Origin of the sequence: Mucilaginibacter sp. PPCGB 2223 (assembly GCF_001705515.1) — a bacterium.
Taxonomy (GTDB): Bacteria; Bacteroidota; Bacteroidia; order Sphingobacteriales; family Sphingobacteriaceae; genus Mucilaginibacter.
Map to the genome: position 1 here is coordinate 237149 of NZ_MDJS01000003.1, position 14640 is coordinate 251788.

General features: G+C 46.5%; 16 protein-coding genes. 8 read left to right on the top strand and 8 right to left on the bottom strand.

Annotation, left to right across the window (positions count from 1 at the left end; genetic code table 11):
• Positions 1-14 precede the first annotated feature (14 nt).
• The 5 genes from BEL04_RS15840 to BEL04_RS15860 form a co-directional block, all read right to left on the bottom strand.
• On the bottom strand, positions 15-536 hold the full coding sequence (locus BEL04_RS15840) for a hypothetical protein (RefSeq protein WP_066005762.1): 522 nt from the start codon (positions 534-536) through the stop codon (positions 15-17).
• Positions 537-648: 112 nt separating this feature from the next.
• A complete protein-coding gene (locus BEL04_RS15845; protein WP_066005763.1) occupies positions 649-1905 on the bottom strand; it encodes an aspartate kinase in 1257 nt (418 codons plus the stop codon).
• Positions 1905-2705, bottom strand: coding sequence for a DUF3298 and DUF4163 domain-containing protein (locus BEL04_RS15850; protein WP_066005764.1), 801 nt, complete (start codon positions 2703-2705; stop codon positions 1905-1907). Before BEL04_RS15850 ends, BEL04_RS15845 begins: the two co-directional genes overlap by 1 nt.
• Positions 2702-3169, bottom strand: coding sequence for a GNAT family N-acetyltransferase (locus tag BEL04_RS15855; protein WP_066005765.1), 468 nt, complete (start codon positions 3167-3169; stop codon positions 2702-2704). The genes BEL04_RS15850 and BEL04_RS15855 overlap by 4 nt, the downstream gene beginning before the upstream one ends.
• A gap of 86 nt (positions 3170-3255) precedes the next feature.
• On the bottom strand, positions 3256-3945 hold the full coding sequence (locus tag BEL04_RS15860) for a YggS family pyridoxal phosphate-dependent enzyme (RefSeq protein WP_066005766.1): 690 nt from the start codon (positions 3943-3945) through the stop codon (positions 3256-3258).
• A gap of 86 nt (positions 3946-4031) precedes the next feature.
• Between BEL04_RS15860 and BEL04_RS15865 the strand changes: the two genes are divergently transcribed.
• The 4 genes from BEL04_RS15865 (at position 4032) to BEL04_RS15880 (ending at position 8029) form a co-directional block, all read left to right on the top strand.
• On the top strand, positions 4032-4547 hold the full coding sequence (locus BEL04_RS15865) for a DUF4296 domain-containing protein (RefSeq protein WP_175404095.1): 516 nt from the start codon (positions 4032-4034) through the stop codon (positions 4545-4547).
• The gene (locus tag BEL04_RS15870) at positions 4548-6902 is read left to right on the top strand and encodes an endonuclease MutS2 (RefSeq protein ID WP_066005768.1); all 2355 of its coding nucleotides are present in this window, start codon (positions 4548-4550) and stop codon (positions 6900-6902) included.
• A 122-nt stretch (positions 6903-7024) separates the two neighbouring features.
• Positions 7025-7354, top strand: a complete 330-nt coding sequence (locus tag BEL04_RS15875; RefSeq protein ID WP_066005769.1) for a hypothetical protein — start codon at positions 7025-7027, stop codon at positions 7352-7354.
• A 99-nt stretch (positions 7355-7453) separates the two neighbouring features.
• Positions 7454-8029 carry a transposase gene (locus tag BEL04_RS15880; RefSeq protein WP_066005770.1) on the top strand — a complete coding sequence of 192 codons (576 nt, stop codon included), beginning with the start codon at positions 7454-7456 and terminating at the stop codon, positions 8027-8029.
• 111 nt (positions 8030-8140) lie between these two features.
• Here BEL04_RS15880 and BEL04_RS15885 read toward each other — a convergent pair whose 3' ends face one another.
• The gene (locus BEL04_RS15885; RefSeq protein ID WP_066005771.1) at positions 8141-9334 is read right to left on the bottom strand and encodes a hypothetical protein; all 1194 of its coding nucleotides are present in this window, start codon (positions 9332-9334) and stop codon (positions 8141-8143) included.
• Between the two features lie 13 nt (positions 9335-9347).
• Positions 9348-9959: an RNA polymerase sigma factor gene (locus BEL04_RS15890; protein ID WP_066005772.1), complete on the bottom strand. Its 612-nt coding sequence runs from the start codon at positions 9957-9959 to the stop codon at positions 9348-9350.
• Between the two features lie 475 nt (positions 9960-10434).
• Between BEL04_RS15890 and BEL04_RS15895 the strand changes: the two genes are divergently transcribed.
• Positions 10435-11505 carry an SGNH/GDSL hydrolase family protein gene (locus tag BEL04_RS15895; protein WP_066005773.1) on the top strand — a complete coding sequence of 357 codons (1071 nt, stop codon included), beginning with the start codon at positions 10435-10437 and terminating at the stop codon, positions 11503-11505.
• Positions 11506-11594: 89 nt separating this feature from the next.
• Here BEL04_RS15895 and BEL04_RS15900 read toward each other — a convergent pair whose 3' ends face one another.
• Entirely contained in the window at positions 11595-11987 is a 393-nt protein-coding gene (locus BEL04_RS15900) for a hypothetical protein (protein ID WP_066005774.1), read from the bottom strand.
• A gap of 123 nt (positions 11988-12110) precedes the next feature.
• Between BEL04_RS15900 and BEL04_RS15905 the strand changes: the two genes are divergently transcribed.
• From BEL04_RS15905 to BEL04_RS15915, 3 genes are all read left to right on the top strand, one after another.
• Positions 12111-12827: a CoA transferase subunit A gene (locus BEL04_RS15905; protein ID WP_066005775.1), complete on the top strand. Its 717-nt coding sequence runs from the start codon at positions 12111-12113 to the stop codon at positions 12825-12827.
• 132 nt (positions 12828-12959) lie between these two features.
• Positions 12960-13583 (top strand): hypothetical protein, encoded by a 624-nt coding sequence (locus tag BEL04_RS15910; protein WP_066005776.1) that lies wholly within the window; start codon positions 12960-12962, stop codon positions 13581-13583.
• Positions 13584-13684: 101 nt separating this feature from the next.
• Positions 13685-14578 (top strand): MBL fold metallo-hydrolase, encoded by an 894-nt coding sequence (locus tag BEL04_RS15915; RefSeq protein ID WP_066005777.1) that lies wholly within the window; start codon positions 13685-13687, stop codon positions 14576-14578.
• Positions 14579-14640: the final 62 nt, after the last annotated feature.

A 14640-nucleotide genomic window follows, 5' to 3' on the forward strand; every position in this document is an offset into this window, starting at 1 on the left:
CCCCCTTTAGGGGGTTAGGGGGTAAACACAATACTGGCGCTTAGCCACGAGCCTTTCGGCCTGAATTTGTGTGGGTTGGCTGCATTGTTTAAAAACGGCACCTTATAATCTTCCAGGTTCATAGGGATGTCTTCTTCTATGCGCTCGCCATCGTCCCAAACCTGGTACTTGTATTCATATTTAGCTATCTTTTCGCGCTCGCCGTTTTCGAGTACGCTGTGTGTATGTGTGCAATAAGCCAGGGTGTTTTCGTTCAGTTCGGCCTGCCAGGCAATCCAGAATACGCCGGGTTCGGTATCGAGGCCGGTATCCTTGCCATAGTTATATATCTTGATAATTACATCAAACATAAAGCCTTGCGGCAGTACGTCGGGTATGTTTTCGAGGTATTGCAATAATGCATAGCCGTTATCGACAGAGCTCCGGCTCATTTCAGGCCGCACCATTGCTATTTTAATAAAATGTGTCAGGAAGCCACGGCTTGCCTTTAATTTTCCGGCCAGTAAACGCCGTTCGTTTTCGGTCAATTGGGTCATCTGGTTTTAATAACCCATTTACAAGCGATATGTTTCAGCCCCTCTACCCCCTAAGGGGAGACTTTCCCAATCTTTAAAAGCCTTTCCCTTTGGAGACGGTTGGGTGGGGCTATTATTTCACCACCATTTGCACCGTATTACGGCTCAGTTGCTCTAATAAAACTACTTTACCCGCGGTGAGGCCTTTCAGTAATTCCTGTTTATAGTGCCTCACGGTTATCAGCGTAAGCCCGTTGTTGTATTTGATGCGAAAATCCTGCTCAAACATTTTTAGAAGCTTTTCAAAACGTTCGGCGTCATAATCAAAACATACCGAAAAGCTACGCGCCGAGTTTTGCATGGTATTTACCTTAATATGGCATTGTGCAAACGCCCTGAAGATATCGCTCAAATGGTTTTCGGATATAAAGGAGTAGTCTTTTGTAGAGATTGACAGCAGCACCTGGTTAGGCTTTACAATGATTACCGGGGTGTCAAAAGTAATAAAATCGCTTTCGCGGATGATGGTACCGGCTTCATCGGGATGCATAAAGGGTTTTACCAGCAAAGGTATATTGGCGTTTTGCAGCGGTTTGATGGTTTTGGGATGAATTACGCTGGCGCCATAATAAGTCATCTCGATAGCCTCGGCGTAGGACAGTTCATCGTATTTTTTAGTGTCGGCGAATAATTTAGGGTCGGCATTCAATACGCCGGGCACATCCTTCCAGATGGTAACCGATTCGGCCTTCAGGCAAGCCGCAAATATCGAAGCAGTATAATCCGAGCCTTCGCGGCCAAGGGTGGTAGTGAAATTTTCGGATGTGCCGCCAACAAAGCCCGGGGTGATTACAACGCCTTTTTCCAACAGCTTCGGCAACTGCTGCTGTATACTTTTACAGGTATTGTCCCAGTCAACCATACCCTCGCGATAGGTGTTATCGGTATGGATACAGCCACGGGCATCCAGCCAGTGGCTTTTAATGCCGCAATGGTTTAAGTAAGCGTTGACGATCCGTGTTGATACCAGCTCGCCGATGGATACGATCTGATCGTAAATAAAATCGAAATCATCGTGAGGCTCTTCCTCTATCGCCCATTCTATCTCCACGAAAGTGTTATTCACCTCATCAAATACCGGGTGATTGGGTGCAAATAATTTGGCCATGATATCGTGGTGATATTGTTTGATCCCGTCGAACATCTCGTGCATCTCCTCGTTTTGCTCCACATAAGCGCGGGTGAGCTTCTCGAGTGCGTTAGTGGTTTTACCCATGGCCGATACCACGATGAGTAATTGTTTATCCTTGTTTTTGCGGATGATCTCGGCCAGGTTAATGATACCGGCAGCATCCTTTACCGATGCGCCTCCGAATTTGTATACCTGCATTATTTAATATATTGGCTAACAACCGTATGTGGTTTCAGCAAGGTTTTGATTGTTATGTATGGGATGAACAAGTTAGTCGTCCCGGCAGCATAAGGTTTGATCTCATACTCGTTGTATAAAAACCTGATACCAAGAGGTGTGATCAGGAAGTTATTGTTAAGCGAGAATTTATTACCCTTAAAAAAGTAATCGCGCGCAAGCGATGATGTATCCTTGAGGTTCTCGTTCTTGCGAAAGATACTATCGGCAATTTTTGTAAGCTTAGACAAATAGCCTCTAATAAAAATATCGTCCAGGTCTATCTGTTTTTGCGCGGCCGTGTTCCAATTGGTAAATATGGTTTGTTCGATCGGGTGCGCGTTGCCCGAAAAGGTTGACCCACCGGTTTCTAACGTAAGCAGGCTCGAATCCTGCCTTACAACCTGGCCATACAGGTTAAGGCTAAAAGGCAGAAGCGAATGTTTCTTTGTTTTTTTAAATGCCACATATTCGCCGATAAAACGTTTGGCGCGGGTTTGCAGGTCTTTATCGGGATGGGCATCGAACAGGGTCAATATCTTTTGGGTTACAGAATCGTTTAAAACATCCTGGTTATTAAACACAGGATATTTAATCATAGCCACGCTGCAGCCGCTGTCGGGCTTGTTACCGCAATCCTCGGCACGTTCTTTAATAACATGATAGGTATAATGCAACGTATCCGCAGTAATATTGGGTACAATCTTTGGCGGGTTGGGATGAAAGCATGCCGAAAATATCATCGCACAAAGCAAAACCGATATCAAGCTTTTTATTTTCATGCCTTGTGTACCTGTTGTTTGGTTAACGACGCGTTGAGCCAGCCGGCTTCGATACCTGCTTCGTATTTTTTGTAGAAATCGATGGCGGGCTGGTTCCAGTCCAGCACCTGCCAAACCATACCGCTAAAGCCCAGCTCTTTGGTTTCCTGTACGATGCGGTCGAACAGCAGTTTGCCCAGGCCTTTGCCGCGCATGTTCTCGGTAACGATCAGGTCTTCGAGGTACACGCGCCTGCCTTTCCAGGTTGAGTAACGGATGTAGTATAGTGCAAAGCCTGCAATGTAACCCTCTGCCTCAACCACAAAAGCTTTCCAAACGGGTTTGGCGCCAAAGCCGGCATCTTCAAATTCTTCAAGGCTTACCTCAACTTCGTGCGGAGCTTTTTCGAATACGGCCAGTTCGTGTACCAGTTCGAGCAGCCTTGGGCAATCTTCTCTTCTCGCTTCGCGTAGGTTTATTTGCATATAATTTTATCGTTTTACAATTTTTTCTCGCAAAGGCGCATAAGCCGCTAAGAAAAACTTTGCGCCTTCCCGCCTTAGCGTGCTTATTAATTATTTTTCCAATGCTTAATTACCCGCTGACCAAAAATGGTACTGCCTAAACGCACCATGGTGCTGCCCTGTTCAATGGCCAGCTTATAGTCGGACGACATGCCCATCGATACTTCTTTAAAATAATCATCCTTACGGAAGAAACTTACTTTAATGCCATCGAACAACGTCTTCAGCTCGTAAAATTCATCCTTGATCTGCTTCTCGTTTTCGGTATTGGTGGCAATACCCATCAGGCCAATAATGCGCACATTCTCCATCGCACGAAACTCGTCCGACCGCAACAATTCGATAAGCTCGTCATGGCCCAAACCAAACTTCGTATCCTCGTCGGCAATATAAACCTGCAGCAGGCAGTTAATTACCCGGGCGTTCTTTAATGCCTGCTTATTGATCTCCTGCAAAAGTTTCAGGCTGTCTACCGATTCGATCAGGCTGATAAAAGGCGCTATATATTTTACCTTGTTGGTTTGCAGGTGGCCTATCAGGTGCCATTGAATATCTTTTGGCAGCTTTTCGTGCTTTTCAACCAGTTCCTGCACTTGGTTTTCGCCAAAAATGCGCTGGCCGGCGGCATAAGCTTCCTCAATATCCTCAACCGGTTTTGTTTTGGATACCGCTACTAATTTCACCCCGACACGGCCTGTTTCGGCATTTAAATTTTTTATATTATCTGCAATACTCATTAATGCGTAATTTTACCTTTTAAATGGTGCTAAATTACAGAATGCGTTTTTATATCATCTTGTTTTTTTGTGCAGGATGTTTTTTTATGAGCTGCAACGAGAGCAGCGACTATCCCGGCGGACTGACCATGCCCCAGACAGCCGAGGTACTGACCGATATCCATATCGTCAACGGAAGCTTGTATAATATTAGCAATCAGCCAGATAGCATATTAAAACATGGCATGGGGCTGTATTCGGATGTTTTTAAACTGCACCATACCGATAGCGCTACCTTCAGGCGCAGCCTGCTTTATTATTCGCAGCATCCTGATGTTTTGTATGTGATATACGAGGGCGTGCAGCGACGTTTAAACAAAAAGCTCGATTCGCTGAAAAAGATCAAAGCGCACCTGGACGCCATCAAACACAAGGATCCGAACTTTGTGGCCGACTCGATCAAAGCTAAAAAGAAAGCCGACTCGCTTGCTGCAGCCAGGGCAAAACATATCCAGGATTCGATCATGGCTGCCAACAGGAAAAGTGCCGACGAGGCGAAGAAACTGCAACAGTTTCATAACTCCATCAAATTTAAAAACAGAAAACTCATACCGGTGCAATAAATGCTTTACCCCAATAACAGTGTAGATAAACTTGGTTTTACCGAGGTAAAGGAACTCATTAAAACACATTGCCTGAGCATCATGGGCCAGCAAATGGTCGACCGTATACAGGTAATGAGCAATTACGACCAGATACGCAAGTTTTTGAGCCAGGCACAGGAGTTTAAAAACATCCTGCAAAACGACTCACCCCTGCCAATACATCATTTTTTTGATATTAAAAGCCTGGCCAATAAAGCCCGGCTGGAAGGCGCATTCCTTACCGAGGAAGAGTTTTTTCAGATACAGGCGTCGCTTACCACGGTATTTGCCGTGATCAGTTATTTTAACGAACGCGAAGGCCGGTATCCCGATCTCGAAGCTTTATTTGAGCATCTGCCGATAGAACGGACTATCCTGAAACAGATTGACAGGGTGATCGATCAGAAAGGAAAGATCAGGCCGAATGCCTCTGCCGAGTTGATGGAGATCACATCGGGCATTGCCCGTGCAGAGCAGGAAGCGCGCCGCAAGATTGACCAGATATTTAAGAATGCCACCAGCAATGGCTGGACGGCCGATGGCAGCCTGACCGTGCGCGACGGACGCCTGTGCATACCACTGCTGGCAGAAAACAAGCGCAAGCTGAAAGGTTTTATTCATGATGAATCGGCGTCGGGGCAAACCGTGTATATGGAACCCGATGAGGTGTTCTCGCTCAATAATAAAATACGCGACCTGGAGTTTGAGCGCCGCCGCGAGATCGTGAAGATACTCACCGCCCTTACCGACGAGTTGCGCCCGCATACCCCGCTCCTGCTATCTTACCACAGCTTATTAACCAAGCTTGATTTTGTGCGTGCCAAGGCTTTGTTTGCGATAGATATTGAGGCGCAAATGCCTGTTTTACATAACGATGCCCGTATTAAACTGGTGAATGCCCGCCACCCGCTGCTGTTTTTAAGCTTTAAAAAAGAACACAAAACCGTGGTACCCCTTAATGTACAGATCGATGAGCAGGACCGCATCATCGTGGTATCGGGCCCGAACGCCGGCGGTAAATCGGTTTGTATGAAAACCGTTGGTTTGCTGCAAATGATGGTGCAGGCCGGTTTGCTGATACCTGCGCACGAAACCAGCGAGGCAGGCGTATTTAAACAGCTGTTTGTCGATATCGGCGATGACCAATCGATAGAGAGCGACCTCAGCACCTACAGCGCCCACTTGAGCAAGATGAAACATTTTGTAGAGCAGGCCAACGGTAAAACGCTTATCCTGATCGACGAGTTTGGTACCGGTACCGACCCGCAGTTTGGCGGCCCGATTGCCGAGGCCGTCCTCGAATCGCTCAACCATAAAAAGGTAAAGGGCATGGTGACCACGCACTATAGTAACCTAAAGATATTCGCCAGCAATACCGCCGGTTTACAAAACGCCTCCATGCTGTTCGACAACAAGGAGATGCGCCCGCTCTACATGCTCGAAGTGGGTAAACCAGGCAGCAGCTACGCCTTTGAGATTGCGCAAAAAATAGGTTTGCCGAAAGAAGTGCTTAGTTTGGCCAAAAACAAGATCGGCGACAGCCAGAAAAAGGTGGATACCCTGCTGATTGACCTGGAACGTGAAAAGAACGAACTATACCTGGCCAGGGTACAGTTAGAAAAGCAACAACGCCGTGCAAACGAACTGCTGCGCGAGAATGAAAAGCAAAAAGCTTATTACGAAGAGAACAAACGCACCCTGGTAAGCGAGGCCAAACAGGAAGCTAAAAACATCATCCTGAACGCGAATAAGCTGGTTGAGAATACCATCTCCGAAATTAAAAGCAGCAATGCCGATAAGGAAAAAACCCGCGAGCTTCGCGAAAAGCTGAACAACGAGGTAAAAAAGAACACCGTTAAGCCCATCGCACCTAAACCCACTGCCGAAGAGCTTAAGGTTGGCGACTGGGTGAAGCTGAATGACAGCGATACCACGGGCGTGATCATGGAGATCGCGCGCGATAACCTCATCATCGCCATTGGCGACCTGCGCACCGTGGCTAAAAAGAACCGGGTGCAAAAGGTATCGAAAAAGGAAGTGCCGAAAGAAGTGCGCCGCTCCTACTCTGGCGATACCGGATCGCTGGCAAATTTTAGTCCGGAGATTGATGTGCGGGGCAAGCGCGGCGAAGAAGCCTTGTACGAAATTGAAAAATACCTGGATAAAGCCATTATGATGGGCTTTGGCAATCTCAAGATCATCCACGGCAAGGGCGACGGGATCCTGCGCAAGCTCATCCGCGATTACCTGCGCAAATACAGCGAAGTCGACCGGATGGAAGACGAGCATGCCGACCGTGGCGGGGATGGGATTACGTATGTGTATTTGAAGTAGATGGAAGACGTGCGATGATTTCGGATGTCGTCCCCAATGGCTATCGGTGTGAAGTTAGGATTTTCGGAGGGAATAACCTTTTGAAAGCAGAGTCTGCGAGAACTTAAAAACTAATAAGGAAAATGCTAAATAAAAACTATTCCAAGTGGCCGCTGGCTTTTGTTTTCACGTTTGGTATTGTATTAATAATTTTAACAATTTATTCTACTATAATTTCCAGAAATCAAAATCTCGAATATCAATTTAATGGTAGAGTAGATAGCGTGTATTATACCAGTAAAGGAGAGCCTTATATTTTTGTAAAAAAGGTTAAGTATTACTTATCAGACAGGGATTGGGATTTTAATCAAAATAGAATCCAAAAAGGAGACTCAGTAATCAAAAAAAAGAATTCTATGATTATAAAACTTTTTAAATCAAACGCTAAAGCAATAATTGAAGGAGGTGAATAATCCGATGATTTCCTGTCCCCGCAGGGTCTCTCGACAGAGGACCCTGCGCCTGCATACATTCGAGCCACAATGTTTAAAAGATAATCGTTACTTTTAATCGTGGCTATCAGAACGCAGCATCAGTTAACCGAGCAAACCTGGTTCATTACTTTTACCTGTTATAAATGGTTGCCACTATTCGAAATTACAGACTCCTATAGTCTTGTTTATAACTGGCTGGCATTTATCCGCGAAAAGCATAGTATAGAGACCCTCGCTTTTGTGATTATGCCTAACCATGTGCATTTGCTGCTTTATATTCCGGATGAAAAACTTAACCTAAATAAGTTAATGGCAAATGCCAAACGTTTTATGGCTTATGGGTTAATTAAAAAGCTGCAAGAAGTGGAAAACAAACAGTTGCTAACCACGTTGTCAAACGCCTGTTCGGAAAAGGAGAAAGCAAAAGGCCAGTTGCATAAAGTGTTTGAGCCATCGTTTGATGCGAAAGCTATTTATAGTGATGAGTTTTGGGAGCAAAAGTTAGCTTACATTCATAATAACCCGGTAACCGGCAAATGGAGTTTGGGTAGTCAATCTACAGATTATCCTCATAGCAGCGCCGCTTTTTATATCGACGGAGTGGTACATCCTGATGCGGAGATAACTAATTATTATAGTCGATGGGATGAATAATATTTAGGGGCCATAGTCCGCAGGGTCCTCTATCGAGAGACCCTGCGGGGACACGAAGCGTGGCTATCAGAACGCAGCGTCAGTCCTCGCAATGACATGCAACTAAAAAACCTACCTCACATTCCAATCAAACCCCACCGCTACCCCGGCCGATTGCAGATCCACCTGCCCGAAACCGATCCGGGTTATCGGGAGTTTTAGATACGGCTGTACAAGCAACCCAAGCTTATTGTTGAGGCGGTGCCGGTAGTTAATATCGAGGTCCCATACCCCGAGAATGTGCCGGTTTTGGTTATTGATATCCAAATCGACAGCGCTTTTGGCCGGGTCGGGGAAGTCGAAACGGTAATCTTCCTTCAGCATCAGGTACGATGATAATCCCGTACCCACCGTGAAACTGCTATTGCCCCTGTTATACACCTGGTAATTGATATTGAGCGGGATATCGAGCACGTAGCAATCGGCATTAACCGTATTGGGTTTGGCGTTGCTTGTCCACAAGGCCGAACTCCACCCGGGGCTGTTCGTTCTGTAATTGCGTATACTGGTTTGGTAGGGTTTAATAGCGTACGAAGCGCCGGTACTGATACTTAGCTTCGACGTCAGTTTCAGCGAAAACTGTATGGCCAGATCGATGCCCGTACGCTCGTTGCTGAACGAATTAACCCCGTTCAGATCGGGCGCGGCCATAACAGCCAGTGCAAATCTGTCGTCTGCCGAGGCAGATGCTTTTACCGCATTTTTATGATCAGCAGTACCCCTATTTGCCGGATCGATGCTTGCCGATGCATTGATTAACAGGTTGTTAAGGCCCTCATCAAAATGCGGTTTTGTATCTGCAGCCGCAAGGCTAAGTGTTTGTGCCGCATCGGCAGGCCTGCTCCCGCTGTCGGCATAAGCGGTATTGTGTAATGCTTTCGGTACCCGGGTATGATGATGAGGGGGTTCGGCAGCGGCATCAGAAGCTATGATCTGATGTGATCCGATCATATTTTGCCCTTGGTTTTTAATGTGCTGGCCTTTACGTATAGAAGCAGGTGCATAAGCGATTTTATGCCCGCCATTAACCGGTGCTTTGCCCGGAGAATGCAATACAAAATACAGGCCTAAACATACCAGCAGCGATGCCGCCATACCGCCAGATATTTGGTATAACCAGATTATCCCGGCTTTTTTACGTGGTTTGTGTAACAGGATACTTTCCATGTTCTCCCATTCCTCTTCCTCGAAAAGCTGCCCGTTATCCTCGGTGGTTAGTTTGTTTTTGAACAGGAAATCTAATTCGTTATCGCTATGCAGGTTCATATATCAGCTAATTTTAGAGGGTAACATTTAGTTTAATTACGTCAATTGCACCTGTGGCATAATAGGTATCGGTGTCGGAGGCGCGGGGAAGTTTTGCTGCAGCAATAACCATTTTTTTGAGTTTTTCCCTTGCTTTAAACAGGTTTGATTTCGACGTACCATCTGATATGCCTAACAAAACACCAATCTCCTCGTGCGTATAACCTTCAATGGCGTACAGGTTGAATACCGTACGGTAAGCCTGGGGCAGCTTTTGAACCATGGCCAGCAGGTCGCCATACTCGAGCTTATGATCGGGCAGATCGTAATTGCCGGCATACTCCATATCGTCGATATTATCGGTATAAGCCGTTTTTAAATTACTGCGGTAGTAATTTATGGCGGTATTGATCATCACGCGCCCCAGCCAGGCCTTAAAAGGTTTGGTACAGTCGTACTGATCAAGTTTGGTAAAAACCTTGTAAAAGCCCTGGTTCATCACCTCCGATGCCTCGTAGCGGTTAACCGCATACCGCAGGCATATCCCCATCGCAAAACCATAAAAAGTTTTGTACAGCGCTTTCTGATCTTTCCGATCGTTTTTCAGGCAACCAGCCAGTATTTGTTGTAATTCTGCTTCTCCCATCGGGGGGTGTATTACTTCGTAATAAGATTGGTTTGACGTGGTCAACACAGCAAAACCCCGGGAATGGTTGCTTAGGTGAAAAAGTTTTTTTGCTAAGGGATAAGAAATTACAAAAGCCATAATTATTTGAAACCCAAGGCAACCCATAGCATATTGGAGTTGTTGTGCAGTTTGGTGGGATGCCAATAATACTTTAGCCGGGGCATTGCATTAAAACCACCGCGTATAACTAACCCGAAAACGGGCGGATGGCTTGTGGCCGCCGTCCGTTTTGTTTATGTTAGGATAGACCTCGTTTGGCTTTTTAGCAGATTTTCCGTATCTTGTAGGTTAAGCGCCAGGCTTATTAGCGATTATTGAGAGCAAAGGATAACGAAAATTTTCTTACAATTCCCCCCCTGTTGAATGACACTGAAGGACTGATTAATTTCACATTTGCACATTAAAACCTATCTTAGAGCCATAACACCACAACATGCGTTTTTTAAAGCTCACTATATTTTTACTGCTGTTTGCCCTGAGCGCCAGCGCGCAAAAGATCATCGACAGCCAGGACCCGCACATCCGTTACCAGGGGCGCATCGGCCGTAAGGACGGGGCGGCACAATTGTACTGGTCGGGCACCTCGATGGAGATCAACTTTACCGGCAGCACCGTTAAGGTTTTACTGAAGGATGAGCGCGGCGAAAACTACTTCAACATCATTATCGATGGTAAGATAACCGTTTTGCACCCCGATACGGCCAAACGCCTGTATACCCTGGCATCAAACCTGCCCGCCGGCAACCATACGCTGCTGCTGTACAAGCGCACCGAGTTTAGCGATGGCTACAGCATATTTTACAACTTCCAGTTAGAAGGCAAGGGCGAGATACTGAACGCTTCGCCGCAGAAAAATCGGGCCATCGAGTTTTACGGCAACAGCATAACCGCGGGCTATGCCGTTGAGGATTACTCGGGCGCCGACTCGTACCTGAGCCGTTATAAAAACAACTACATCAGCTACGGTGCGCTGGTGGCCAGGCATTATGATGCCCGGTACTCGTTCATTGCCAAAAGCGGCATCGGTGTGATGTTCGGCTACTATAACGAAAATATGGGGCAGATATTCGACCGCCTTAACCCGATGGACCCTGCCAGCAAATGGGATTTTTCCAGGTACACGCCCGAAGTGATCGTGATCAACCTTTTCCAGAACGATGCTTCGCTGATGCGCCAGCCTACCCGGCCGGAGTTTATCGCCAAGTTCCCGAACGGGCCGCCCGAAGCGCCCTATATCATTAACGCCTATAAAGATCTGCTGAAAAGCATCCGCGCCAAAAACCCATCGGCACAAATTATCTGCGCCTTAGGCAGTATGGATGCCACAAAAGAAGGTTCGCCGTGGCCGGGATATATCCAAAGCGCGGTTGACCAGTTGGGCGATAAAAAGGTTTTTGTGCACTTATTTGCATATAAAAACTCGCCGGGCCACCCAACCATTAAAGAGCACCAGGCCATGGCCGATGACCTGATCAGGTTTATGGATACCAATATTAAGTGGTGATTTTTGATGTCGAATTTCGAATGTTCAATCTCTAATTTTTAGAATATCCAAAGTATTTAAAAATTCGATATCCGAAATTCGATATTTCTCTATTCCGCATTATCGCCGGGCCCGGCATGGTCGTGATGGCTGTTAAGATGCTCGGCAGGGTCGATCGGTAATGATTGCTGGTAATTAGGCTCGCCCTCCTGGCCTGGCGCCTTAAAATTGTTATAGTCGGTATATTCTTCGGATGGTTCGGTTTTAGCGAGGTAAGCATTGGTATAGCCCGCATTTTGCGAGGGGTTGTTCTTATCGTCGCCGGTAGGCGGATGTACCTCCTGCCCGAATTTATGGCCACCCATGGCCTTACCCTCTTTAACAGGCTCGGTATGCGCGCCAAAGTTCAGGGCGCGTTTAAGGTTGCTTTCGCCGGGGTTTTTATTATCGTCTACACGGTGTGCTTCGGGTTTAGGCTGGTTGTACAGTTCATCGGGTTCCATAACGTTATAGTTTTACATATCATATAAAGTAATAGTTAAAAAAATGAATTGTTTTAGCTGGGCGATATTTTAGATCATACCAATGCCAATAAGTTTTAATTTAGCAGTACCAATTATAAAGTTATGAATAAAGTTGTTAGCGGTGCAGACGAAGCGATAAAAGATATTACCGATGGCATGACGCTGATGTTAGGCGGCTTTGGCATGTGCGGCATACCCGAAAAGTGTATAGCCGCCCTGGTAAAAAAGGGTGTTAAAAACCTCACCTGTATATCCAATAACGCCGGTTTGGATGATTTTGGCATCGGCCTGATGCTCAACAACCGGCAGGTAAAAAAAATGGTATCGAGCTATGTTGGCGAAAACGCCGAGTTTGAGCGGCAGCTATTGAGCGGCGAACTGGATGTGGAACTGATCCCGCAAGGAACATTGGCCACCCGTTGCATGGCTGCAGGCTATGGCATGCCTGCCATATTTACCCCGGCAGGCATTGGCACTGAAGTGGCTATCGGCAAAGAGATACGTAATTTTAACGGTAAGGATTATCTGATGGAGATGGCATTTGATGCCGATTTTGCGATTGTAAAAGCCTGGAAAGGTGATACCATGGGCAACCTCATTTACCGCTCAACCGCACGTAATTTTAACCCGGTTATGGCCATGGCAGGCAAAATTACCATCGCCGAAGTAGAAGAGCTGGTTGAACCGGGCGAACTCAACCCCGACCACATACACACCCCCGGCATCTACGTGCACCGCATTTTTAAAGGCGAGAACTACGAGAAACGCATTGAACAGCGGACGGTGAGAGCGAAAGAGTCGATAGTCGATAGACCATAGTCCATAGAAATGCGAATGGCCATCGACTATTGACCATCGACCATGGCCTAACATTTCTTTATTAGAAATATTTAAAACCTTTACGAAACCACAGTTGTTTTATAGATACAATCATTTATAAAGATAACTGTCATGAAAGATATAAAAGAGGTTAACTGGAGGGCCAGGGACGACCAGTTGAATAATGATGTTTTAAGGCGCCACCGCGACGAGGACATTCGCGATGACGACGCGATAACGAGCGACCGGGTGTCGGACTCGAAACTACCTGCCCCCGACCCAGACGACGATGATGCCGGTTTAAAAGATAACGATGTTACAGGCCGCGACCTCGACGTGGAAAACCGCGACGAGTGGGATGCTGCAAACGTAAGCGATGAACTGAACGACTCGGACCTTGACGATGACGACCAGTTAAATGCAGATCCGCACAGCGTTAAGAACGCCAAATTCGGCAGCCTGGTATCCGGGGTCAATCCGGATCAAAACCCTAACCCTGCCGAGGTACCGGCAGAGAATCAACCCAACAGAGAGGTAACACAACCAAGAAAGGATAATATGGAAAAAGGAAAGAATAATGAGTCGGATTTTAAGCATACCAAAGAGGTAACTCCGCCACAGCCCGAACACGAACGTAAAACTACATTGGATAATCTTGATCCAAGCAACGTCGGCATCGATCATACCCGCAAAACGGAACGTATGGTCGACCATGAACCCGGCGTAGCCGGCGACCGCAAGGCACCTAACCTGTAAGCGTAACCGATATATTACAAAGGGTTGCCCGATTTTGAGCAACCCTTTATTGTTTACGGCGGTATTATTGATGTATCTTTAACTAACCTTACCGTAACCAAATGAAACGCAGCGAATTTTTATACAAAGCCGGTATGTCGGCCGCAGCCGTGGCTTTATTGAGCAACAAAAGCTTTGCCTTTTTACAACAGCCTTATCAAATCAAAACCCTGCGTAACAACGTAGGCATCTTTACCGAAAAGGGTGGTACGATTGCCTGGCTGATCAATAAAGAAGGTATTGTGGTTGTTGATGCCGAGTTCCCCGAACAGGCCACGCATTTGATAACCGAACTAAAAACCCGCAGCGATAAGCCTTTTGAATGGCTCATCAATACCCATCACCACGGCGACCATACCAGCGGCAATATTTCGTTTAAAGGCATTGTAAAAAAGGTAGCTGCACATAAAAACTCGCTCATCAACCAAACCAATGTGGCGGTTGCGCAGCATAAAGAAGATCAGCAGCTATACCCAGATACAACTTTTACCGATACCTGGAAAATTAAGGTTGGCGACGAAAACATTAAAGCGCATTACTTTGGCCCCGGCCATACCAACGGTGATGCCATGATCCATTTCGAAAATGCCAACATCGTTCATACTGGCGACCTGGTGTTTAACCGCCGTTACCCGGTTGTTGACCCGAAGGCCGGCGCTTCGATCAGGCATTGGTCGGTAGCCTTACAACAGGCTCAAAAACAATTCGATAAAGACACCCAGTTTGTATTCGGCCATGCCTTCGATCCCGAAAAGGTAGTGGGTACGATGGACGATATCAAAGCCATGCAGAATTATATGGACAGGCTTGCTGACCTGGTAAGCGCACAGATCAAAGCCGGTAAAACCAAAGACGACGTACTGGCAATAACCGCTATACCTGGCGTTGATGACTGGCAAGGCCAGGGCATTAAAGCCAGTTTAGGAGCTGCTTATGATGAGATAAGCGCGGGGTAGGGCCCGCTTGCTAATAGTCGATAGACCATAGTCCATAGTTATAAAAAGCTCGTTTGTTTTTT